General features: G+C 61.7%; 19 protein-coding genes. 12 read left to right on the forward strand and 7 right to left on the reverse strand.

What is annotated here, in order from left to right:
* Positions 1–60 precede the first annotated feature (60 nt).
* The 12 genes from KW846_RS07575 (at position 61) to KW846_RS07630 (ending at position 16,266) form a co-directional block, all read left to right on the forward strand.
* Positions 61–942: a triacylglycerol lipase gene (locus KW846_RS07575; protein ID WP_218481827.1), complete on the forward strand. Its 882-nt coding sequence runs from the start codon at positions 61–63 to the stop codon at positions 940–942.
* Positions 943–1,049: 107 nt separating this feature from the next.
* The gene (locus KW846_RS07580; protein WP_007974703.1) at positions 1,050–1,331 is read left to right on the forward strand and encodes a peptidylprolyl isomerase; all 282 of its coding nucleotides are present in this window, start codon (positions 1,050–1,052) and stop codon (positions 1,329–1,331) included.
* Positions 1,332–1,466: 135 nt separating this feature from the next.
* Positions 1,467–3,335, forward strand: coding sequence for an extracellular solute-binding protein (locus tag KW846_RS07585; protein ID WP_218481828.1), 1,869 nt, complete (start codon positions 1,467–1,469; stop codon positions 3,333–3,335).
* Complete coding sequence (locus KW846_RS07590; RefSeq protein ID WP_102702664.1) at positions 3,335–4,396, forward strand: microcin C ABC transporter permease YejB; 1,062 nt, start codon at positions 3,335–3,337, stop codon at positions 4,394–4,396. The genes KW846_RS07585 and KW846_RS07590 overlap by 1 nt, the downstream gene beginning before the upstream one ends.
* Positions 4,396–5,418 (forward strand): ABC transporter permease, encoded by a 1,023-nt coding sequence (locus KW846_RS07595; RefSeq protein ID WP_007974697.1) that lies wholly within the window; start codon positions 4,396–4,398, stop codon positions 5,416–5,418. The genes KW846_RS07590 and KW846_RS07595 overlap by 1 nt, the downstream gene beginning before the upstream one ends.
* Before the next feature lie 13 nt (positions 5,419–5,431).
* Complete coding sequence (locus KW846_RS07600) at positions 5,432–7,009, forward strand: ABC transporter ATP-binding protein (protein WP_007974696.1); 1,578 nt, start codon at positions 5,432–5,434, stop codon at positions 7,007–7,009.
* Between the two features lie 140 nt (positions 7,010–7,149).
* Positions 7,150–8,565, forward strand: coding sequence for a sigma-54-dependent Fis family transcriptional regulator (locus KW846_RS07605; RefSeq protein WP_218481829.1), 1,416 nt, complete (start codon positions 7,150–7,152; stop codon positions 8,563–8,565).
* A 283-nt stretch (positions 8,566–8,848) separates the two neighbouring features.
* Positions 8,849–10,240, forward strand: a complete 1,392-nt coding sequence (locus KW846_RS07610; RefSeq protein ID WP_007974692.1) for a GntP family permease — start codon at positions 8,849–8,851, stop codon at positions 10,238–10,240.
* A 7-nt stretch (positions 10,241–10,247) separates the two neighbouring features.
* Positions 10,248–11,021 (forward strand): 3-hydroxybutyrate dehydrogenase, encoded by a 774-nt coding sequence (locus tag KW846_RS07615; protein WP_218481830.1) that lies wholly within the window; start codon positions 10,248–10,250, stop codon positions 11,019–11,021.
* 205 nt (positions 11,022–11,226) lie between these two features.
* Positions 11,227–13,182 (forward strand): acetoacetate--CoA ligase, encoded by a 1,956-nt coding sequence (locus KW846_RS07620; RefSeq protein ID WP_218481831.1) that lies wholly within the window; start codon positions 11,227–11,229, stop codon positions 13,180–13,182.
* A 204-nt stretch (positions 13,183–13,386) separates the two neighbouring features.
* On the forward strand, positions 13,387–15,924 hold the full coding sequence (locus KW846_RS07625) for a PAS domain-containing protein (protein ID WP_218481832.1): 2,538 nt from the start codon (positions 13,387–13,389) through the stop codon (positions 15,922–15,924).
* 66 nt (positions 15,925–15,990) lie between these two features.
* Positions 15,991–16,266: a peptidylprolyl isomerase gene (locus KW846_RS07630; protein WP_007898282.1), complete on the forward strand. Its 276-nt coding sequence runs from the start codon at positions 15,991–15,993 to the stop codon at positions 16,264–16,266.
* Between the two features lie 123 nt (positions 16,267–16,389).
* Here KW846_RS07630 and KW846_RS07635 read toward each other — a convergent pair whose 3' ends face one another.
* From KW846_RS07635 to KW846_RS07665, 7 genes are all read right to left on the reverse strand, one after another.
* Positions 16,390–17,325 carry a sugar kinase gene (locus KW846_RS07635; protein WP_218481833.1) on the reverse strand — a complete coding sequence of 312 codons (936 nt, stop codon included), beginning with the start codon at positions 17,323–17,325 and terminating at the stop codon, positions 16,390–16,392.
* Positions 17,326–17,445: 120 nt separating this feature from the next.
* Positions 17,446–18,663, reverse strand: a complete 1,218-nt coding sequence (locus tag KW846_RS07640) for an amino acid deaminase (RefSeq protein ID WP_218481834.1) — start codon at positions 18,661–18,663, stop codon at positions 17,446–17,448.
* A 39-nt stretch (positions 18,664–18,702) separates the two neighbouring features.
* Positions 18,703–19,467 carry an IclR family transcriptional regulator gene (locus KW846_RS07645; RefSeq protein WP_007974681.1) on the reverse strand — a complete coding sequence of 255 codons (765 nt, stop codon included), beginning with the start codon at positions 19,465–19,467 and terminating at the stop codon, positions 18,703–18,705.
* A gap of 132 nt (positions 19,468–19,599) precedes the next feature.
* A complete protein-coding gene (locus tag KW846_RS07650; protein WP_218481835.1) occupies positions 19,600–19,989 on the reverse strand; it encodes a RidA family protein in 390 nt (129 codons plus the stop codon).
* 30 nt (positions 19,990–20,019) lie between these two features.
* Complete coding sequence (locus tag KW846_RS07655) at positions 20,020–20,814, reverse strand: amino acid ABC transporter ATP-binding protein (protein ID WP_218481836.1); 795 nt, start codon at positions 20,812–20,814, stop codon at positions 20,020–20,022.
* Positions 20,811–21,473: an amino acid ABC transporter permease gene (locus KW846_RS07660; RefSeq protein WP_218481837.1), complete on the reverse strand. Its 663-nt coding sequence runs from the start codon at positions 21,471–21,473 to the stop codon at positions 20,811–20,813. Before KW846_RS07660 ends, KW846_RS07655 begins: the two co-directional genes overlap by 4 nt.
* A gap of 9 nt (positions 21,474–21,482) precedes the next feature.
* The gene (locus KW846_RS07665) at positions 21,483–22,145 is read right to left on the reverse strand and encodes an amino acid ABC transporter permease (protein WP_033047866.1); all 663 of its coding nucleotides are present in this window, start codon (positions 22,143–22,145) and stop codon (positions 21,483–21,485) included.
* Positions 22,146–22,193: the final 48 nt, after the last annotated feature.

Below are 22,193 nucleotides of genomic sequence, written 5' to 3' on the forward strand. Positions count from 1 at the left end.
CGAGTGTTTTAGAGTGAAGCGCCATGCAGTCCCGACGAACTTCTGTGCAAAGGTGTGAATATGCAAAGGAATGCAAGCACTCGTTATCCCATACTGCTGATCCACGGCCTTTTCGGCTTCGAAAGAATCGGCAAGTTCGAGCTGTTTCACGACATCAGGCAGGCGCTGAGGAACGCCGGAGCAAGGGTATTCGTTCCCCACTTGTCGGCCATCCACGACAACGAAGTACGCGGCAACCAATTGCTCATGCAGATCGAGCGGGTACTGGAAGGAACCGGTGCGCACAAAGTCAACCTCATAGGCCATAGCCAGGGTGCACTGGCCGCACGTTATGCCGCAGCGGTTGCGCCACACAGAGTGGCATCGGTGACTTCCGTCAGCGGGCCGAACCATGGCTCGGAGCTCGCCGATTTCCTGCGCAAGGCATTGACACCGGGCCAACTGCCGGACCATGTGGCCGAGACGGTGGTGACCCTCTTCGCCGACTTCCTTGCGTCCCTGAGCGACAACCAGTACCAGCCGCAAAACGCCATTGCCGCCCTCAATGCCCTGACCACCGAAGGCGTTGGCGCATTCAACGACAAATACCCGCAAGGACTGCCTGCCACCTGGGGTGGCAAGGGGCGCGAACGAGTCAACGGTGTTCGTTACTACTCGTGGAGCGGCATAGTGCAGTCGAATGTGCTCAAGGAGGGGCTCAATGCGCTCGATCCGCTCAACGCTTTCTGCCGGGTCCTTTCTGGTTATTTCGTCACGGAAGCCGGGCAGAACGACGGTTTGGTCGGTCGCTTCAGTTCGCATCTGGGCACGGTTATCCGTTCCGACTATGCGCTGGATCATCTGGACACCCTTGGTCAACCGACGGGCCAGTTGCGCACAGGTGTCGACCCGGTCGAACTGTATGTACGCCATGCCGAGCGCTTGAGCGCCGCCGGCCTTTGAGCGGCTACCTGCCATGGATCGCGAATGGAACGGAACTTTGAGGAGAAATAGCTCACTGAATCCGGTAGGCTCCGCACTTTACCGAATATTGAAAGGAGTATTTTCCCATGGCCAAAGCCACTGCCCGTCACATCCTTGTTGCCTCGGAAGCCAAGTGCAACGAACTCAAGGCCCAAATCGAGGCTGGCGCCGATTTCGCCGACGTTGCCAAGGCAAACTCCACCTGCCCTTCCAGCCGCCAGGGCGGTGATCTGGGTTCGTTCGGTCCAGGCCAGATGGTCAAGGAATTCGACACCGTGGTCTTCAGCGCACCGCTCAACGTGGTCCAGGGCCCGGTCAAGACCCAGTTCGGTTACCACCTGCTGGAAGTGACCAGCCGTCAGGACTGATCGACGCTTGAGCTCTTCACACAACGGCCCGCCTTTTGGTGGGCCGTTGTGTTTCGCACGCGTAATTCGGCTGGCGAGGGACGCGCCGCTAGCGTACAAATTGTCGTTAACGACCACCCGGCTCTAAGGCTGACAATGCGACTGGCTTTCCCTACCTTGTTGTTCACGGCCGTGGCCCTGCTGTCGGGTGCCGCGGGTGTGAATGCGGCACCGCAACCGGCAATGACCGTGTACGGCGAACCGGCAAAATACCCTGCCGGCTTCAGTCATTTCGCCTACACCAATCCGCTGGCCCCCAAAGGCGGCACGATGCGCCGATCTGCGATCGAAATCGGGCAGTTCGACCACGTATTGCCTTACATCGACAAAGGCATCGGCGTCACCCAGATCGACGGCTTGCTCTATTCGCCGCTGGCCCAGCGCTCACTGGACGAGCCGTACACCGTGTACGGCCTGGTGGCAGAGAAGATGGAGCGTTCCGACGATGGCCTGTCACTGCGTTTTTACCTCAATCCCAAGGCGCGTTTTGCCGATGGCAAAGCCATTACCGCCGAAGACGTGCGCTATACCTTCGACCTGCTGATGACCCAGGGCAGCCTGCGTTACCGCACCCAGTTCGCCGACGTCAAAGGCGTCGAAGTGGAATCGCCGCTGACTATCCGCTTCGATTTCAAGAACAACGAAAATCGCACCCTGCCGCTGGATATCGCGACCCTGCCGGTGTTTCCCGAACACTGGTGGAAGACTCGCGATTTCGCCGGTGGCGGCGGCTATGAAGCGCCGTTGGGCAGCGGCCCCTATAAAGTGGGCAAGATCGATTCCGGGCGCAGCATCACCTTCGAGCGCAATCCCGACTGGTGGGGCAAGGACCTGCCGGTCAGCCGTGGCCTGTACAACTTCGATCATTTCAGCATCGAGTACTTCGGCGATACCGACGTGGCGCGCCAGGTCCTGCGCGGTGGCGCCTATGATTACAACCGGGAATTTTCCGCCACCGGCTACTCCATCGGCTATGACAGCCCGGCGCTGAGCGACGGTCGCCTGCAAAAGGCCCACCTCGCCACCGAGGCGCCGCAGCCGGCCCAGGGTTTCGTGTTCAATCTGCAAAAGCCCATATTCCAGGACCGTCGCGTGCGCCAGGCGCTGGTGATGCTGTGGGACTTCGAGTGGAGCAACCGGCAGATGATGCGCGACATGTACATTCGCCAGCAGAGCTTTTTTTCCAACACCGATCTCGCCGCCCGGCAACTGCCGGATGCCGGGGAGCTGGCGATTCTCGAACCGCTGCGCGGGCAGATTCCCGACGAAGTCTTCACCCAAGTGTTCGAGGCGCCGAAGACCGATGGCAGCGGCGTGATTCGCGACAAGCAGTTGCAGGCCCTGGACTTGCTCGAACAGGCCGGCTGGAAACCCGATGGCGACCAACTGGTCAATGCCGAAGGCGAGCCGCTGAGCTTCACCTTCCTGGTCAGCCAGAACGGCATGGACCGTCTGCTGCTGCCCTATAAACGCACGCTGAAACAGATCGGCATCGACCTCAATATCCGCCGCATCGACTCGTCCCAGTACGTCAATCGCCTGATGAGCCGCGACTACGACATGATCGTCACCGGCTACCCCGTCACCACCTCTCCGGGAGGCGAACTGCTGAATTATTTCGGTTCCGAGGCGGCCACCGACCCAGGCTCCAACAACTACATGGTGTTGAAGAACCCTGCAGTGGACACCCTGATCACCGGGCTGATCCGCGCCAACACCCAGGCTGACATGCTGCATTACGCCCATGCCCTGGACCGGGTGCTGCAATGGAACTACTACTGGATTCCCAACTATTACCCGCCGGGCACCTCGACGGTGTGGTGGAACCGCTTCGGCATCCCGAACGTGCAAGCGAGCAATGACGAAGCCATCGAGAGCTGGTGGGAGATGAGCACCACGCCATTGACCAACCAACAGATGACGGCCGAGCGTATCAGCCGTGGCAAACCCGGAGGGCCGCACTGATGTGGGCTTACATACTGCGGCGCCTGCTGCTGATCATTCCGACGTTGGTGATCATTCTTCTGGTCAACTTTGTCATCGTCCAGGCAGCACCGGGCGGGCCGGTCGAACAGGCCATCGCACACTTGCAGGGCATTGGCGGTGCCGCGGTTGGCGGCGGTTCCGGCGAGTCCATGAGCGGCAAGTCCCGGGCCAGTCGCGGGCTTGATCCGCAGCTGATCAAGGACATTGAAAAACAGTACGGCTTCGATAAACCGGCACACGAACGCCTCTGGCTGATGCTCACCAGCTACGCGCGCCTGGACTTCGGCAAGAGTTTCTTCCGCGGCGCCACCGTCACCGACCTGATCCTCGAGAAAATGCCCGTGACCATTTCCCTCGGACTCTGGGCGACACTGATCACTTACCTGGTGTCGATTCCCCTGGGCATCCGCAAGGCCGTGCACCATGGCAGCCATTTCGATATCTGGAGCAGTACCGCGATCATCATCGGCTATGCCATGCCGGCGTTCCTGTTTGCGATGTTCCTGATCGTGGTGTTTGCCGGCGGCACTTCACTGAACTGGTTCCCGGTCCGGGGGCTGGTCTCGGACAACTTCGAATCGCTGTCGACTATTGGCAAAGTGGCCGATTACTTCTGGCATCTGGTGTTGCCGGTCACCGCGCTGGTGATCGGCGGTTTCGCCACGCTGACCATCCTGACCAAGAACTCGTTCCTCAATGAAATCACCCGCCAGTACGTGGTCACTGCCCGGGCCAAGGGTTTGAGTGAGCGACGGGTGCTCTATGGACACGTGTTCCGCAACGCCATGCTGCTGGTGGTGTCGGGCATTCCCCAGGCGTTCATCAGTGTGTTTTTTGCCGGTTCCCTGCTGATCGAAGTGATCTTCTCCCTCGACGGCCTGGGCCGCATGAGTTACGAAGCCGCGGTATCCCGGGACTATCCGGTGGTGTTCGGCTCGTTGTTCATCTTCACCCTGTTTGGCCTTTTGATAAAACTGGTCGGCGACCTCTGCTACACCCTGGTCGACCCGCGTATCGACTTCGCCGCGAGGAACGCCTGATGCTCAAGCTTTCACCGCTGGCGCGCCGGCGCTTCGAGCGCTTCAAGAAAAACCGTCGGGGCTGGTGGTCGCTCTGGCTGTTTGTCGGCCTGTTCCTGATGACCTTGGGCGGCGAGTTGATCGCCAACGACAAACCGCTGATGGTCAGCTATCAAGGCCAGTGGTACTTCCCGGTGTTCAAGCGCCACACCGAACAGGAGTTCGGCGGGCAACTGCCGTTCCAGGCCGACTACCGCAGCGACTATGTGCAGAAGCTGATCAAGAAGGATGGTGGCTGGTTGCTGTTTCCGCCGATTCCATTCAGTGACGACACGCCCAACTATGACCTGAACAAACCCGCTCCCAGTCCGCCCACCAGCGTCAACTGGCTGGGCACCGACGACCAGGCGCGGGACGTTCTGGCCCGGGTGATCTTCGGTGCCCGGGTGTCGATCCTGTTTGCCTTGATGTTGACCTTTGTCAGCGCGCTGATCGGCATCGCGGCCGGTGCCCTGCAAGGCTATTACGGGGGCTGGGTGGATTTGCTCGGCCAGCGGTTGCTGGAAGTCTGGTCCGGGTTGCCGGTGCTGTACCTGCTGATCATCCTGTCGGGTTTCGTCGAGCCGAATTTCTGGTGGTTGCTGGGAATCATGGCACTGTTTTCATGGCTGGCCTTGGTGGACGTGGTGCGCGCCGAGTTCCTGCGCGGGCGCAACCTGGAATACGTCAAGGCTGCGCGCGCGCTGGGCCTGACCGACCGCAAAGTCATCGTCCGGCACATTCTGCCCAACGCCATGAACGCGACCTTGAGCTACCTGCCGTTCATTCTCACCGGGGCGATTTCCACCCTGACGGCGCTGGACTTCCTCGGCTTCGGCATGCCGGCGGGCAGCGCTTCCCTGGGTGAACTGATCGGCCAGGGCAAGCAGAACCTGCAAGCGCCGTGGCTGGGCCTGACGGCGTTCTTCACCCTGGCGCTGATTCTTTCTTTACTGGTGTTTATCGGCGAGGCGTTGCGAGACGCCTTCGATCCGAGATCTTGAGCGGACGGCTGCAATGACCAACCTGATCGAAATCCGTGACCTCAGCGTGGCCTTCAGTGGCCAGACCGTGGTGCGCAATCTGTGCCTGGACATCCGCCCCGGCGAATGCCTGGCGCTGGTGGGCGAATCGGGATCGGGCAAGTCGGTAACGGCGCATTCGATCCTGCAACTGCTGCCGCAAACCGATACCCGGACAACGGGCAGCATCCGCTATCGCGGCCAGGAACTGGTGGGTGCCGATGCCGGCAAGTTACGACAACTGCGCGGCAATCGCATTGCGATGATCTTTCAGGAACCGATGACGTCCCTGAACCCGCTGCACAGCATCGAAAAACAGATCGGCGAAACCTTGTTGGTGCACAAAGGCCTGGCGGGCAAAGCGGCGCAGGCGCGGATCCTTGAACTGCTGCACCTGGTGGGCATCCAGAAACCCGAGGAGCGCCTCAAGGCCTATCCCCATCAACTGTCCGGCGGCCAGCGTCAGCGGGTGATGATTGCCATGGCCCTGGCGTGCGAACCGGAACTGCTGATTGCCGACGAACCGACCACCGCACTGGATGTGACGGTGCAGCGCAAGATCCTGCTGCTGCTCAAGTCCCTGCAACAGCGGCTGGGCATGTCGCTGCTGCTGATCAGCCACGACCTGAACCTGGTGCGCAGCATCGCCCAGCGCGTGTGCGTGATGAAGGCCGGGGAAATCGTCGAGCAAGCGCCGTGCGAAACCCTGTTCACCGAACCGAAGCACCCTTACAGCTGCGTATTGCTGCACGCCGAACCCGAGGGCGAAGCCTTGCCCCGGGACGAGCGCGAAAACGTACTGGAAGTAAACGATCTGCAGGTGCGGTTTCCCGTCAGTGGCGGCCTGTTCCAGCGCAAGACCTGGCTGCATGCCGTCGATGGCATCAGCCTGAACATTCAGCGCGGCAAGACCCTGGGCATTGTCGGTGAATCCGGTTCCGGCAAGTCCACACTCGGTCAGGCGATCCTGCGTTTGCTCGATTCCGACGGCAGCATCCGCTTTCAGGGCCAGGCGCTGGATGGCCTGACGCAAAAACAGCTACGGCCGTGGCGCAAGAAAATGCAGGTGGTGTTCCAGGACCCCTTCGGCAGCCTCAGCCCGCGAATGTCCGTGGCGCAGATCATCAGCGAAGGCCTGGAAGTGCACAGCCAGTTGAGCACTGAAGAGTGCAACGCCGAAGTGATCCGCGCACTGAGCGAAGTCGGCCTCGACCCGCAGAGCCGCCATCGCTATCCCCACGAATTCTCCGGTGGCCAGCGCCAGCGCATCGCCATCGCCCGGGCGCTGGTGCTCAAGCCTGCGCTGATCCTGCTCGACGAGCCGACTTCGGCGCTGGACCGCACGGTGCAGAAACAGGTGGTCGCCCTGCTCCGCCAGCTCCAGGAAAAGCACGGCCTGACCTACCTGTTCATCAGCCACGACCTGGCGGTGGTCCGCGCCCTGGCCCACGACATGATCGTGATCAAGGACGGCAAGGTGGTGGAACGCGGCGCCAGCCATGAAGTGTTTGACTCACCGCAGCATCCGTACACCAAAGAGCTGTTGGCGGCAGCGTTGTTGGGGCAGGCATAATCTTGCCGTTGGACCGCGGCGCGGCCTTCGCGAGCAAGCCCGCTCCCACAGTTGATCTGTGTCGTTCACAAATCCCCTGTGGGAGCGGGCTTGCTCGCGAAGAGGCCGGCACAGGCAAAACATAATCAGGATCAGCCCCCATGAACACCACCGAAAGCCTCAAGGACTACCAGCGCGTTCGCCTGCTGGCGATCCGTTCATTGTTCGAAATCATCGAGCAATCGAGCGAGGGCACGGTGATTGTCGACCGCGATGCCAACATCGTCTGGATGAATGAGCGCTATGCCCGGCGCTTCGGCCTGCCATCGGCGCAAGTGGCGATCGGCAAGCCCTGCGAAAGCGTGATCCCCGGCAGCCTGTTGCGTGAAGTGGTGCGCACCGGCCGGCCGATTCTGCTGGACATGCAAGACACCCCAAAAGAGCCGCTGGTGGTCATGCGCCTGCCGATTCACGATGACGCCGGCGTGGTCATCGGCGCCATCGGTTTTGCCCTGTTCGACGAACTGCGCAGCCTGTCGCCGATGCTCAAGCGCTACATGAGCATGCAGGAAGAACTGGCCTCCACCCGCTCGCTACTGCGCGCGCGGCAGACCAAATACAACTTCGCCCATTTCATCGGCACCAGCGCCGCCAGCCTGGAAGTCAAACGCCGCGCCCGGCGCAGTGCGAGTACCGAATCGCCGGTTCTGCTGCTCGGCGAAACCGGCACCGGCAAGGAGTTGTTGGCCCAGGCCATCCACAATGCCTCGCCCCGCGCGCACAAGGCGTTTGTCAGTATCAACAGCGCGGCGATTCCCGAATCACTGCTGGAGGCCGAGTTCTTCGGCACCGCTCCCGGCGCGTTTACCGGTGCCGACCGCAAGGGGCGCGCCGGCAAATTGCAGATCGCCCAGGGCGGCACCTTGTTCCTCGACGAAATCGGCGACATGCCGCTGCCCCTGCAAAGCAAACTGCTGCGGGTGTTGCAGGAGAAGGAATTCGAGCCGGTGGGGTCCAATGAAGTGATCCAGAGCGATGTGCGGGTGATCGCCGCGACCTCGACTGACCTGGAGGCGGCGATCAAACGCGGCGAGTTCCGCGCCGACTTGTACTACCGTCTCAACGTGCTGCCGATCCAGGTTCCGCCCCTGCGCGACCGCCTCGATGACGTGCCGGCGCTCAGTGAAGCGATTCTCGAGGAACTGCGCAGCCAGCATGAACTGCACCACGAAGCACTGGAATTACTGGGGCAACACGCCTGGCCGGGGAACATCCGCGAATTGCGCAATGTACTGGAGCGCGCGGCGCTGCTCAGCGATGACTTGCGCCTGACGGCGGCGGACATCCGCGCGGCGATTGGTACGTTCACCCCGGTGGAACGCGTGACGCCCTTGGCCCAGGAGCCCTTTGCCCACGAAACCTTCAGTGCGGCGCGGGAGCGATTCGACCGGCAACTGATCGAAACGACCCTTGCGCAATGCGGGGGCAAGGTCATTGAGGCGGCGGCACGATTGGGGCTGGGGCGGTCGACGTTGTATAAGAAGATGGTGGCGCTGGGGATTGTCGAGTCTCCTTAAAGAGACATTTATCTCTTTTTGTAGAAAGTCTTTTAAAGAGCAAAAGATCGCAGCCTTCGGCAGCTCCTACGGGGTTTTCCACGTTCCCCTGTAGGAGCTGCCGAAGGCTGCGATCTTTCCAGGGCACAACAAAGTCTCAACATAGAGATAAATACGCCGCGAGCCCATATTAAAACCAACTTAAACCCTTATATTTCAACAACTTAAACATATGGCACAAAACTCGCTATACGCCTCCCTACCCAGTTCCACCCTACAAAAATAACAACCCAGGAGACACACCATGAGTGTGATCATTGCCTTGGCAGCCCTCGCGCTGCTGATGCTGGCTGCCTACCGTGGCTATAGCGTTATCCTTTTTGCCCCTATTGCCGCCCTCGGCGCTGTCCTGCTCACCGACCCCTCTGCCGTCGCCCCCGCTTTCACCGGGGTGTTCATGGAAAAAATGGTCGGCTTCATCAAGCTGTATTTCCCGGTGTTCCTGCTCGGCGCAGTGTTCGGCAAGCTGATCGAACTGTCCGGCTTCTCGCGCTCCATCGTCGCCGCTGCGATTCGCCTGCTCGGCACCCGCCAGGCAATGCTGGTGATCGTGCTGGTCTGCGCCCTGCTCACCTATGGCGGCGTGTCGCTGTTCGTGGTGGTGTTCGCGGTCTACCCGTTTGCCGCTGAAATGTTCCGCCAGAGCAACATCCCCAAGCGCCTGATCCCGGCGACCATTGCCCTGGGCGCGTTCTCGTTCACCATGGACGCCCTGCCCGGCACGCCACAAATCCAGAACATCATCCCCAGCACCTTCTTCAACACCACGGCCTGGGCGGCGCCGTGGCTGGGCGTGATCGGCACGATCTTCGTGTTCTGTGCCGGCATGCTGTTTCTCCAGCGCCAGCGCAACAAGGCACAGCGCGCCGGTGAAGGTTATGGCTCCGACCTGCGCAACGAGCCGGAAACCGCCGCCGACCTCAAGCTGCCCAACCCATGGCTCGCGCTGTCGCCACTGTTGGCGGTAGGCATCATGAACCTGCTGTTCACCCATTGGATTCCGCAGGTGTACGGCAAGACCCACAGCCTCGCGCTGCCAGGCATGGCCGCGCCGGTGACCACGGAAATCGCCAAGCTCACGGCGATCTGGGCGGTACAGGCCGCCTTGCTGGTCGGCATCCTCATGGTGCTGGTGTTTGGCTTCCAGGCGATTCGCAGCAAACTCGCCGAAGGTAGTAAAAGCGCGGTCAGCGGGGCGCTGCTGGCAGCGATGAACACCGCCTCGGAATACGGCTTCGGCGCGGTGATCGCGTCCCTGCCGGGTTTTCTGGTGTTGGCCGACTGGCTCAAGAGCATTCCCAATCCACTGGTCAACGAAGCGATTACCGTGACCCTGCTGGCCGGCATCACCGGCTCCGCCTCCGGCGGCATGAGCATTGCGCTGGCGGCCATGTCCGAGCAGTTCATCAGCGCCGCCCATGCGGCGAACATTCCGCTGGAAGTGCTGCACCGGGTCGCCGCGATGGCCAGCGGCGGCATGGACACCCTGCCGCATAACGGCGCAGTAATTACTCTGCTGGCAGTCACCGGGCTGACCCACCGTGAAGCTTACAAAGACATTTTCTGTATTACGCTGATCAAGACCCTGGCGGTTTTCGTGGTGATCGGCACTTTCTACGCCACTGGCATTGTGTGAGGTATTCATGACGACTCTTTCGGGCAAGACCGCACTGGTCACCGGCTCCACCAGCGGCATCGGCCTGGGGATCGCCCTCAGTCTGGCCAAGGCCGGGGCCAACCTGATCCTCAACGGCTTCGGCGATGCCTCCCAAGTGATCGCCGAGGTGGAACAGTTTGGCGGCAAGGTCGGCCATCACCCGGCCGATGTCAGCGACCCGGCACAGATTGCCGACATGATCACCTACGCCGAGCGTGAGTTCGGCGGCGTCGACATCCTGGTCAACAATGCCGGCATTCAACACGTGGCAGCGGTGGATGAGTTCCCGGTGGAGCGCTGGGATTCGATCATCGCGATCAACCTGTCGTCGGTGTTCCACAGCACCCGTTTGAGCCTGCCGGGTATGCGCGCCAAAGGTTGGGGCCGGGTGATCAACATTGCCTCGGTGCATGGCCTGGTCGGTTCGGTGGGCAAGTCCGCCTATGTCGCCGCCAAGCACGGGGTGATCGGCTTGACCAAAGTGGTTGCCCTGGAAACCGCGACCACCCAGGTCACCTGCAATGCGATCTGCCCAGGCTGGGTACTGACGCCGCTGGTACAGAAACAGATCGACGATCGTGCCGCCAACGGCGTTGATCCACAGCAGGCGCAGCATGATTTGCTCGCTGAAAAGCAGCCATCGCTGGAGTTCGTGACACCGCCGCAACTGGGTGAACTGGTGCTGTTTTTGTGCAGCGACGCCGGCAGCCAGGTGCGGGGCGCGGCGTGGAATGTGGATGGTGGGTGGTTGGCGCAGTGATCAGCCTCTAACCCTGTGGCGAGGGGGCTTGCCCCCGTTGGGTGGCGAAGCCGCCCTATAAGTATCATTGGCAAATCCGGTTGCCTGGTTTTGCGACTGCTACGCAGCCGAACGGGGGCAAGCCCCCTCGCCACACAAGCGCCCCGGTCACAAAAGCCTGCGCTACATCAGCTTGTGCAAAGGCATGAACAAGAAGAGGCAAACCATGTCCGACATCCTCTGGCAACCCGACATCAAACGCATCGGCAAGACCCGCATGGAGGCCTTCCGGCACTTCATCAATCAGCGGCACCACCTCAAGATTGACGACTACCCGGCCTTGCACCAATGGTCCATCGAGCAACGCTCCGACTTCTGGCAGGCCATCGTCGATTTCTTCGACATCCGCTTCCACGAACAACCCGACGCCGTGCTGCTCGAAGGCCCGCAGATGCCCAGCGCCCAGTGGTTCCCGGGCGCCACGCTGAACTTTGCCGAACACCTGCTACAGCGCCGCGATGATGCAATCGCCGTGGTAGCCGTTGGCGAGAACGGTCAGCGTGAACATTTGACCTGGGCCGAGCTGGCCGAACAGGTCGCCGGCTTTCAAAACGGCTTGATCGCCGCCGGCGTCGGTGTGGGTGATCGGGTCGCCGCGTGCATGCCCAATACCTGGCAAACCCTGGTGGCCATGCTCGCCACCACCAGCCTGGGCGCTGTCTGGTCCTGTTCTTCACCGGACTTCGGCACCCAAGGGGTGGTTGACCGTTTCGGCCAGATCGAACCGAAAGTGCTGGTGACCTGCGCCGGCTACCGCTATGCCGGCAAAGATATCGACCAGACCGCCAAAATCAACGAGATCCTCCAGCGCCTGCCTTCGCTGCAACAGCTGATCGTCGTGCCTTACACACGCCCACAGGCGCACATCGAACACTTCCGCACCCCGGCCAACGTGACACTGTGGGACGATTTCTACGCACCCGGCGGCGAACCGGATTTCGTCCCGGTGCCCTTCGCCCATCCGCTGTATATCCTCTACTCCAGCGGCACCACCGGCGTGCCCAAATGCATCATCCACAGCACCGGCGGCGTACTCCTGCAACACGTCAAGGAACACGGCCTGCACTGCGATCTCGGCCCCGGTGAACGCCTGTTCTACTACACCACTTGCGGATGGATGATGTGGAACTGGCTGGTCTCGGCCCTCGCGGTAGGCAGCGCGGTGGTGCTGTACGACGGCTCGCCGTTCCACCCTGACCCGCAACGCTTGGTCGACCTGATCGACGACGAAGGGATCAGCGTCTTCGGCACCAGCCCGAAATACCTCGCCACCCTGGAAAGCAGCGGTATCAAGCCCCGTGACAGTCATGACCTGGGCAGCCTCAAGACGTTGCTGTGCACCGGCTCGGCGCTGTCGCCGCAGAGTTACGACTTCGTCTATCGCGACTTCAAGGCTGACCTGTGCCTGGCCTCGATGTCCGGCGGCACCGACATCGTCTCGTGCTTCGTCAACGGCAACCCTGTGTCGCCAGTGCGGCGTGGCGAAATCATGGGTAAGAGCCTGGGCATGGCCGTCGAGGTATGGAACGATGCCGGCCAGCCGGTGATCGGAGAAAAAGGCGAACTGGTCTGCACCCGGCACTTCCCGGCGATGCCCGTTGGCCTGTGGAACGATGCCGATGGCGAAAAGCTGCGCCAGTCCTATTTCAGCCTGTTCCCCGGTGTCTGGGCCCAAGGCGACTACGCCGAACAATTGCCCCATGGTGGGATGATGATCCACGGCCGCTCGGATGCCGTGCTCAACCCCGGTGGCGTGCGCATCGGCACGGCGGAGATCTACCGTCAGGTGGAAAAGATTCCGCAGGTGCTCGACAGCGTGGCCATCGGACAACAATGGCAGGATGACGTGCGGGTGGTGCTGTTCGTACGCTTGCGCGACGGGCTGGAGCTGGACGAGGCGCTGCAGCAGCAGATCCGCCAAACGATACGCGCCAATACCACGCCGCGTCATGTACCGGCGAAGATTGTCGCGGTCACCGACATTCCACGGACCATCAGCGGCAAGGTGGTTGAACTGGCGGTGCGCAATGTGGTGCATGGGCAGAAGGTGAAAAACACCGATGCCCTGGCCAATCCCGAAGCGCTGGAGCAGTACCGCGATCGACCCGAACTCCAGGACTGACTGTAGGAGCGAGCCTGCTCGCGATAAACCCGAGAGCGCCGCGGGGCATCTGCCAACCCGCGTTATCGTTGACGTCCATCGCGAGCGAGCTCGCTCCTACAGGGTTCTGTGTCGTTTGACCGTTCACCATGACGGATCTTCCACAATCGATCACCTGTGCAAGAATAGACGCCAGCTTAAGCGACTCAGGCGCAGGACTCCCGGATGAACGCAATACCCACCGCCAGCGATGCCCAGGCCCTGATCGCCCGGATCGACTGGGCAAACAGCCCGCTGGGCGCTGCCAGCACCTGGCCACAGAGCCTGCGAACCGCCGTGGACATTGTCATTCACTCACCGATGCCGATGCTGCTGCTATGGGGCCCGCAACTGACACAGATCTACAACGACGGCTTCGCGCTGCTCGCCGGAAGCAAGCATCCGCAGGCTTTCGGGCAACCGACACACCTGATCTGGCCAGAGCTGAAAGAATTTACCGACCCGATCTACAGCGCCGTCCTGCAAGGTCAGGTGCGTACCTACAGCGAGCAGCGCTTTACCCTGCAACGTGAGGGCCGGGAGTCCGACTTCTGGCTCGACCTGACCTACAGCCCGATCCGCGACGAAGGTGCCGAGGTGGCCGGGATCCTGGTCACCGCCATCGAAACCAACGAACGCCGGCGCATCGCCCTCGAACTCGAACAACGCTCGGCGGCCAGCCTCAAGGCCCAGCGTGAAACCGAGGAACGCCTGCAACTGGCCCTCGCCGCCACCGATGCGGTGGGTACCTGGGACTGGGACATCAGTGAGGACCGTTTCATCGCCGATGCGCATTTTGCCCAGCTTCACGGCGTCGACCCGGCCATGGCCAACCAGTTGCCGATCAGCGAATACCTGCACGGCGTACACCCGCAGGACCGCGCCCTGATCGCCCGCAGCATTAAGCACTGCATCACCCACGGCAGCGAATACGCCGAGGAATATCGCCTGTTGCAAACCGACGGCCAGATGCGCTGGGTGTTTGCCCGCGGTCGCTGCTACAAGGACCATCACGGCCGGCCGATCCGGTTCCTCGGCGCCGCCCTGGACCTGACCGAGCGTAAACACACCGAACAGGCCCTGCGCCAGAGCCAGACCGAGCTGCAACTGATCATCAACGCCATGCCGGTCCTGATCAGCTACGTCGACCGCGAAGAACGCTTTCGCCTCAACAACGCGGCGTACCTCGACTGGTACGGGCTGACGCCGCAAGAGCTATACGGGCGAACCATTCTTGAAGTGCTCGGCGAAGAAGCCTACGCGCTACGCGCCCCGTACATCACCGAGGCGCTGTCCGGCCGGCCCTGCTGTTTCAGCATCAGCACGCCGCACCGCGACGGCAGCCTGCGCCAGGCCTTGATGAATTACCTACCGCGCCACGGTGCAGATGGTGCGGTCAACGGCTTCTATATCTTCGTGATCGATGAAACCGAACGCAAAATGACCGAAGAAGCCTTGCGCAACCTGAACGAAACCCTTGAGGAACGAGTGGCCGCCCGCACCCGACAACTGGCCGAGGCCAACGAGCGTCTGCAAAACGAGATGTTCGAGCGTGAACGTGCCGAAGATGCCTTGCGCCATGCCCAGAAAATGGAAGCCGTCGGCCAGCTTACCGGCGGCATCGCCCATGACTTCAACAACATGCTCACCGGCATCATTGGCAGCCTCGACCTGATGCAGCGCTACATCGCCGAAGGCCGTGCCAGCGAGATCGGCCGGTTCACCGAAGCGGCAGTGTCCTCGGCCAACCGTGCCGCCGCCCTCACCCATCGCTTGCTGGCGTTCTCCCGGCGTCAGTCGCTCAATCGCACGCCGCTGAACCCCAACGACCTGATTCGCTCGCTCGAAGACCTGTTGAGTCGTACCAAGGGCGACCACATCGAACTCAAACTGCAACTGGCGCAGAACATCTGGCGGGTCAACACCGATGTCAGTCAGTTGGAAAACGCCCTGCTCAACCTGGTGATCAACGCCCGGGACGCCATGCCCGGGGGCGGCGAGTTGCAGATCGAAACGGCCAACGTGTACCTCGACGGCAGCGACATCACGACCCTGGAACCGGTCAAGGCCGGCGACTACGTGATGATTGCCGTCAGCGACAACGGCACCGGCATGACGCCCTCGGTGCTGGCCAAGGCCTTCGACCCGTTCTTCACCACCAAGCCCATCGGCCAGGGCACCGGCCTGGGCTTGTCGATGATTTACGGTTTTGCCCAGCAGTCGGGGGGCCATGTCAGTCTGTTCAGTCTACCCGGACGGGGCACCAGCGTGCGTTTGTACCTGCCGCGCCTGCATTCGACCGAGCCGGAAAAAGTCTTGTCACCCCTGGTTGGCGAGGCGCCGGCGGCGATTGCCGGCGAAACGGTGATGCTGGTCGAGGACGATGCGGCGGTGCGCATGCTGGTACTGGACCTACTCAAGGAACTCGGTTACCGCGCCCATGAAGCCGAAGATGCCAAAGACGCGCTGCCGGTGCTGGAGTCGGACCTGCGGGTGGACCTGTTGGTGACCGACGTGGGGTTGCCGGGCATGAACGGCCGACAACTGGCAGAAATCGCCCGCCAACATCGTCCCGAACTGAAAGTGTTGTTCATGACCGGTTACGCGGAGGTCGCGGCCGAGCGCCAGGGTTTCCTTGAAGAAGGCATGGACATGGTGACCAAACCGTTTTCCATCGACCTGCTGGCCAACAAGATTCGCACGATGATCGGCCAACCGGACTGAGTTGAGGCATAATCGCGCCCCCCGCTGCCACCCACATAGCCAGTATCGTTGCAAGGTAACCGCCCCATGAAAGCTCAAGCCCGCCATATCCTGGTGAAAACCTCGGAAGAAGCCGAGCAGCTCAAACAACGCATCGCCAAGGGTGAAGCGTTCGATGTGCTGGCCAAGAAGTATTCGACCTGCCCGTCGGGCAAGCGCGGCGGCGACCTCGGCGAAGTGCGGCCGGGGCAGATGGTCGGCGTGATCGATGCGGTGATCTTCAAGAAACCGCTGCGGGTGGTGCATGGCCCGATCAAGAGCAAGTTCGGGTATCACCTGGTGCAGGTGTTTTACCGGGATTGACCACAACGTCATTGCCAATTGATGACCTGTAGGAGCTGCCGCAGGCTGCGATCTTTTGATCTTGATCTCTAAAAAACAAGATCAAAAGATCGCAGCCTTCGGCAGCTCCTACAGGGGGTTTGTTCAGGTGCGGGGGATCAGCGCCCCCGGCAGCTGAATCACCCGGCTCGCCAACCGATGCCCGGCCTCGGCGGCATCCACCGGGCTGCCGCCCTTGAGCCGCGAAGCCAGATACGCCGCACTGAACGAATCCCCCGCCGCCGTGGTGTCCACCACCCGCTCGACCTTCTGCGCCGGCACCTCGAATGACTCGCCATCACAACGAATCAGGCACGCTTGCGCGCCGCGCTTGAGCACCACTTCCGGCGTCCCCATCTGCTCATACGCGGCAAACACCGCGTCATCATTGGCATAACCAAACAGCGCCTGTTCGTCATCCACCGTCAGCAACGCCAGGTCGACTTGCGGCAGCACGCTGCGATACGCCGCCCGGGCGTCCTCGACCGATGCCCAGAGCCGTGGCCGGTAGTTGTTGTCGAACACGATCCGCGCATCGCGCTGGCGGGCTTCGATCAGGGTTTCCAGGAGTTTTTCCCGACCTTGCGCGCCGAGTACCGCCAGGGTAATGCCACTGAAATACAGCACATCGTAATCCGGCAGCGCCGCGAGGATCGGTGCGGCGGCCGGGGTGGTGAAGCAGTCGCGTACCGCCGCTTCATTGCGCCAGTACAGAAAGCGTCGCTCACCGGCGGCGTCAGTCTGGATGCAATACAAACCCGGCAGGCGTCCGGGCAGGCGCTGGACCATCTCGAGGCCGATGTTTTCCGCCGCCCAGCTCTGGCACATCGCGTCGCTGAAACTGTCATCGCCCAGGGCGGTGACGTAGTCCACGGTGCCGCTCGTCCCCAGCTCCCGGGACAGGTACACCGCCGTGTTCAAGGTGTCGCCGCCGAAGCTTTGTTGCAGGCTGCCGTCGGCACGATGCTGCAACTCGATCATGCACTCGCCGATCAGGGCGATGCGCGGGGTGTTGGGGCCGAGGGTGTTGATGGTGTTCATTCGCGGATTTCTCTTTTTGTCTGGTAGGGCCTCTTCGCGAGCAAGCCCGCTCCCACAGGGGAACGCGTTCCAAATGTGGGAGCGGGCTTGCTCGCGAAGGCCGCACCTCGGTCCTGAATCTTAGAAACAGGTTTCCATGGTCTCGATGACGTTCAGTTGCTCATCGACCAGACAGCCGACACGCCACTTGTCGAACGTCAGGCACGGGTGCGAAGTGCCGAACGAAATGATGTCGCCCACCCGCAGATCAACCCCCGGCGCCACGGTCATGAACGCATGCTGGTCCATGACCGCGGTGACTTTGCAGGCACTCACGTCATCGCCGCTGGCCGGCACCACGCCCGCCTTGTAGCGCCGCAACGGCACCGGCAAACCGGCATCGTAGGCGACGTCGCGCTTGCCCAGGGCAATCACCGCAAACCCTGGCTCCGGCAACGACTGCACGTGCGCCCACACTTCCAGCGCCGGGCGCAGGCCTTCGTGCAGATCACTGCGACGGTCGAGCACGCAGCACTGCGCTTCCTTGTAGATGCCATGGTCGTGAGCCACGTAACTGCCGGGACGCAGCACGCTGAGGAAGCGTCCGGCGGCGTTCTGTGCTTCGAAGGACTCGGCAATCAGGTCATACCAGGCCGAACCCGACGCGGTGATGATCGGCTTGGCAATGGCGAAGGCGCCGCTGTCCTGCAACTGCACCGCCAGGCGCACCAGTGACGCGGCGAAATCACGGATGCCGGTCACGGCGTGATCGCCATGGATCACCCCTTCGTAGCCTTCGATCCCGGTCAGGGCCAGTGCCGGTTGCGCGGCGATGGCCTTGGCCAGATCGAGCACTTCCTGTTCGCTGCGGCAACCGCAACGCCCACCGACCACGCCGTATTCGATCATCACGTTCAGGCGCACGCCACGGGAGGCGAAATAGGCACCGAGGTCGGCGACGTTGTCCGGGTGATCGACCATGCAATAGAAGTCGAACGTCGGGTCGGCCAGCAGGTCGGCGATCAATGCCATGTTCGGCGTGCCGACCAACTGGTTGGCCATCAGGACACGGCGCACGCCATGGGCATAGGCGGCGCGGGTTTGCGTGGCGCTGGCCAGGGTGATGCCCCAGGCACCGGCGTCCAGTTGGCGACGGAACAACGCCGGGGTCATGCTGGTCTTGCCATGGGGCGCCAGTTCCGCGCCGCTGTCGCTGACGAACGCCTGCATCCAGCGGATGTTGTGTTCCAGCGCCTCGCGGTGCAGTACCAGCGCGGGCAGGCTGACATCACGCACCAGGCTGGCACCGATGGGCGCCGTGCCTTTATCCACGTTGGCAGTATGGGGGGCAGAAGACATGGTCGAACTCCTCGTTCACGCGGCTGCAGGCAGCCGCTGTTATTCGTTGATGCGACGGGCCAGGCTATTGGCGCTTGCAATCAGCACCCGGCGGTAGTCGTTGTAGTTTTTCTTCGCATCGGCCCGTGGGGCGACGATGCACAGGGTCGCGATGGCCACGCCGTCGGGGTTTTTGACCGGCGCGGCGAAGCAATGGGTAAAGGTGTCGGCGACGCTATCGAAGGAAAAGAATCCATCGATACCGGCCTGACGGATTTCCTTGAGGAACTGCTCCAGGGGCAAGCGTTCGCCGTCGGGCAGGATGAAGTCGTCGTGGTCGATCAGGTCGACGATCTCCTGGTCGCTCAGGTGCGCCAGCAACAGGCGCCCGGAAGCGGTCCAGGGGATGGGCGCGTTTTCGCCGATGTCCGAGGAAATGCGGAAATGCCGCTCGCCTTCCTTCATCAGCGCCACGGTGTATTTGCGCCCGTTGAGCAGGCACATCTGCGCGGTTTCATGGGTCTGGCTGACGATGTCCTGCAAGGCGTGATCGGCCTCGCGGGTCAGGTCGAAATGGCGCAGGTGGGCCTGGCCGAGAAAGTACAGCTGACGACCGAGGTAGACATGACCGTCCTTGCCCACCGGCTCCAGGATCCGTCGTTCCAGCAGCGAGGCCACCAGTTCGTAGACCGTGGATTTGGGGCTGCCGATGCCGTTGGCGATGTCGTTCGGGCGCAGGGGCTGGCCGATCTCCTTGAGGAAATCGAGGATATCGAACGCCCGGTCCAGACCGCGTGCCCGGCGCTTGATGGTGTCTTCGGTCATGTCAGTATGCTCACTCATTGATGCCCTGTAGGAGCTGCCGCAGGCTGCGATCTTTTGATCTTGCCTTTGGGCCCGTGCAAAAAACGGCAAAAGATCGCAGCCTTCGGCAGCTCCTACAAGGGCCGGTGTGAATCAGGCCTTTTTCTTGTATGCGATGCAGTCGATCTCGACCTTGCAGTCGACCATCATGCTCGCCTGCACACAGGCCCGTGCCGGGGCGTGCTCGGGTTTGAAGTACTCGGCGAAGACCTTGTTGAAACTGGTGAAATCCCGCGGATCCTCAAGCCACACGCCAGCACGCACCACGTCTTCCAGGCCGAAGCCTGCCTCTTCGAGAATCGCGATCAGGTTCTTCATGGTCTGGTGGGTCTGTTCGACAATGCCGCCCGTAATGATCTCGCCGTCCACCGCCGGCACCTGCCCGGAAACGTGCAGCCAGCCATCGGCTTCAACGGCGCGGGCGAAAGGGCGAGGCGTGCCGCCTGCAGCGGCGCTGCCGGTGCCGTAACGAGTAATGCTCATGAGTGTTTCTCCTGATTGAAAATTGAAGGATCAAAAACGGGTGCTTTTGAGAAATTCCGCCAGTCGCGGCGATTGCGGGCGCTCGAACAGGTCCTTGGGCGGCCCCTGCTCTTCGATGCGCCCCTGATTCATGAAGACGATCTTGTCCGAGACCTCGAAGGCAAAGCGCATTTCGTGGGTCACCAACAGCATGGTCATGCCGTCTTCGGCCAGGCCCTTGATCACGCTCAGCACTTCGCCGACCAGCTCCGGGTCGAGGGCCGAAGTCACTTCGTCGAACAGCATCAGGCTCGGGTTCATCGCAATCGCCCGGGCAATCGCCACGCGCTGCTGCTGGCCGCCGGACAACTGACCGGGAAAGTGGTCGCGCCGTTCCAGCAGGCCTACGCGCTCCAGCCATTTCTCGGCCAGGGCCACGGCCTCGTCCTTGTGCAGTTTCTTCACCTTGAGCAGGCCCAGGGTGACGTTCTGCAACGCGGTCAGGTGCGGGAACAGGTTGAACTGCTGAAACGCCATGCCGGTCATGGCGCGATGCCGGGCGATGACTTTTTCCGGGTGGCGCACGCGCTTGCCGTTAACTTCGTCATAGCCGATGGACTCGCCATCGAGCAGGATCTGCCCGCCCTGGAACTCTTCGAGCATGTTCACGCAACGCAGCAATGTGGTCTTGCCCGAGCCGCTGGAGCCGATCAGGGTCACCACGTTGCCGCGCTGCATGCTCAGGTCGACGCCCTTGAGCACTTCGAGCTGGTCGTAACGCTTGTGCAGGCCGCGAATGTCCAGCAGGGGTTGGCCGTTTTGAGTATTGGTCTGAGTCTGAGTCATGGCAAAGCCACCCGCTTTTCAATGTGCCGGCCGAGTAACTCGATGCCGTAGTTGATGACGAAGAACAGGAAACCGGCGAACAGGTAAAACTCCAGGGTCATGAAGGTCCGGGCGATGATCTGCTGGGTGCTGAGCAGCAATTCCGCCACGCCGATCACCGACAACAGGGTCGAAGCCTTGACGATCTCGGTCGACGAGTTGACCCAGGTCGGCAGGATCTGCCGCAACGCCTGGGGCAACAACACATAACCCAGCGCCTGGTAGAACGTCAGGCCGATGGCCTTGCTCGCCTCCATCTGCCCACGCGGCAATGCCTGCAAGGCTCCGCGCACGATCTCGGCGACGTGGGAGCCGCAGAACAGGGTCAACCCCAGCGCACCGGCCTGGAACGCGCTGATCTGCCAGCCCAGCGCCGGGGCCATGTAAAAGCACGCCAGCACCAGCACGAAGACCGGTGTGCCGCGAATCACATCGACATAAAAACGAAACGGCGCGCGCATCCAGAATTTGCCGTAGGTCAGCACCAGCCCGGTGACGACACCCAACAGCGTGCCAAGCAAAATCGCCAGCACCGACACCTGGACACTGGTCAGAAAGCCTTGCCACAGCACTTCCCGCGCCACCCACAACTCATGCAACCAACTCGGGGATTCGTACATGGGTAGCTCCTATCGGCGAATAGCCAGACGCTGTTCGAGGTAACGCAGCATCATGGCAATCAGGTAACAGGCCGCCACATAGAGCGCCGTGGTCACCAGCCAGGTTTCAATCACCCGGTAGCTCTCGACATTGATCTTGCGCGCGTAATAGGTCAGCTCCGGCACGGCAATCGCCGCCGCCAGCGAGGTGTCCTTGAACAGCGAAATGAAGTTGTTCGACAGGGCTGGCAACACATTGCGCAGCATCACCGGCACGGTGACGTAGGCCTTGACCTGCCACTCGCCCAGCCCGATGGCCAACCCGGCTTCGCGCTGGCCCTTGGGAATGCTCAGCAAACCGCCGCGGAACACTTCGGTCAGGTAGGCCCCGGCATACAGCGACAGGGTGATGATGAACGAAGGGATCTTGTCCAGGCGGATGCCCAGGCTTGGCAGCGCAAAGTAGATCAACAGAATCAACACCAGGATCGGCGTGTTACGAATCACCGTGACATACACCGACGCCATCACCCGCAATGCGCGGTGCCTGGACAGCAAGGCAAACGCCATCATCAGGCCGATCACGCAGCCGATGGCGATCGACACCAGCGCCAGTTCAAGGCCCAGGCCGAGCCCCGCCAGCAAGGTGTCGAAGTCGCGCCAAACGGCGGCAAAGTTCAACTGATAGTTCATGGTCAGCAGTACCTGAACGGGGCGATTCATCACCGCCCCGCTCTCACG

The sequence above is a fragment of the Pseudomonas sp. PDM32 genome (assembly GCF_019219225.1).
Lineage (GTDB): Bacteria > Pseudomonadota > Gammaproteobacteria > Pseudomonadales > Pseudomonadaceae > Aquipseudomonas > Aquipseudomonas laurylsulfatiphila.

Coding starts and splice junctions, on each gene's coding strand:
- KW846_RS07575 (WP_218481827.1), top strand. CDS start 61: ATGCAAAGGAATGCAAGCACTCGTTATCCCATACTGCTGATCCACGGC.
- KW846_RS07580 (WP_007974703.1), top strand. CDS start 1,050: ATGGCCAAAGCCACTGCCCGTCACATCCTTGTTGCCTCGGAAGCCAAG.
- KW846_RS07585 (WP_218481828.1), top strand. CDS start 1,467: ATGCGACTGGCTTTCCCTACCTTGTTGTTCACGGCCGTGGCCCTGCTG.
- KW846_RS07590 (WP_102702664.1), top strand. CDS start 3,335: ATGTGGGCTTACATACTGCGGCGCCTGCTGCTGATCATTCCGACGTTG.
- KW846_RS07595 (WP_007974697.1), top strand. CDS start 4,396: ATGCTCAAGCTTTCACCGCTGGCGCGCCGGCGCTTCGAGCGCTTCAAG.
- KW846_RS07600 (WP_007974696.1), top strand. CDS start 5,432: ATGACCAACCTGATCGAAATCCGTGACCTCAGCGTGGCCTTCAGTGGC.
- KW846_RS07605 (WP_218481829.1), top strand. CDS start 7,150: ATGAACACCACCGAAAGCCTCAAGGACTACCAGCGCGTTCGCCTGCTG.
- KW846_RS07610 (WP_007974692.1), top strand. CDS start 8,849: ATGAGTGTGATCATTGCCTTGGCAGCCCTCGCGCTGCTGATGCTGGCT.
- KW846_RS07615 (WP_218481830.1), top strand. CDS start 10,248: ATGACGACTCTTTCGGGCAAGACCGCACTGGTCACCGGCTCCACCAGC.
- KW846_RS07620 (WP_218481831.1), top strand. CDS start 11,227: ATGTCCGACATCCTCTGGCAACCCGACATCAAACGCATCGGCAAGACC.
- KW846_RS07625 (WP_218481832.1), top strand. CDS start 13,387: ATGAACGCAATACCCACCGCCAGCGATGCCCAGGCCCTGATCGCCCGG.
- KW846_RS07630 (WP_007898282.1), top strand. CDS start 15,991: ATGAAAGCTCAAGCCCGCCATATCCTGGTGAAAACCTCGGAAGAAGCC.
- KW846_RS07635 (WP_218481833.1), bottom strand. CDS start 17,325: ATGAACACCATCAACACCCTCGGCCCCAACACCCCGCGCATCGCCCTG.
- KW846_RS07640 (WP_218481834.1), bottom strand. CDS start 18,663: ATGTCTTCTGCCCCCCATACTGCCAACGTGGATAAAGGCACGGCGCCC.
- KW846_RS07645 (WP_007974681.1), bottom strand. CDS start 19,467: ATGACCGAAGACACCATCAAGCGCCGGGCACGCGGTCTGGACCGGGCG.
- KW846_RS07650 (WP_218481835.1), bottom strand. CDS start 19,989: ATGAGCATTACTCGTTACGGCACCGGCAGCGCCGCTGCAGGCGGCACG.
- KW846_RS07655 (WP_218481836.1), bottom strand. CDS start 20,814: ATGACTCAGACTCAGACCAATACTCAAAACGGCCAACCCCTGCTGGAC.
- KW846_RS07660 (WP_218481837.1), bottom strand. CDS start 21,473: ATGTACGAATCCCCGAGTTGGTTGCATGAGTTGTGGGTGGCGCGGGAA.
- KW846_RS07665 (WP_033047866.1), bottom strand. CDS start 22,145: ATGAACTATCAGTTGAACTTTGCCGCCGTTTGGCGCGACTTCGACACC.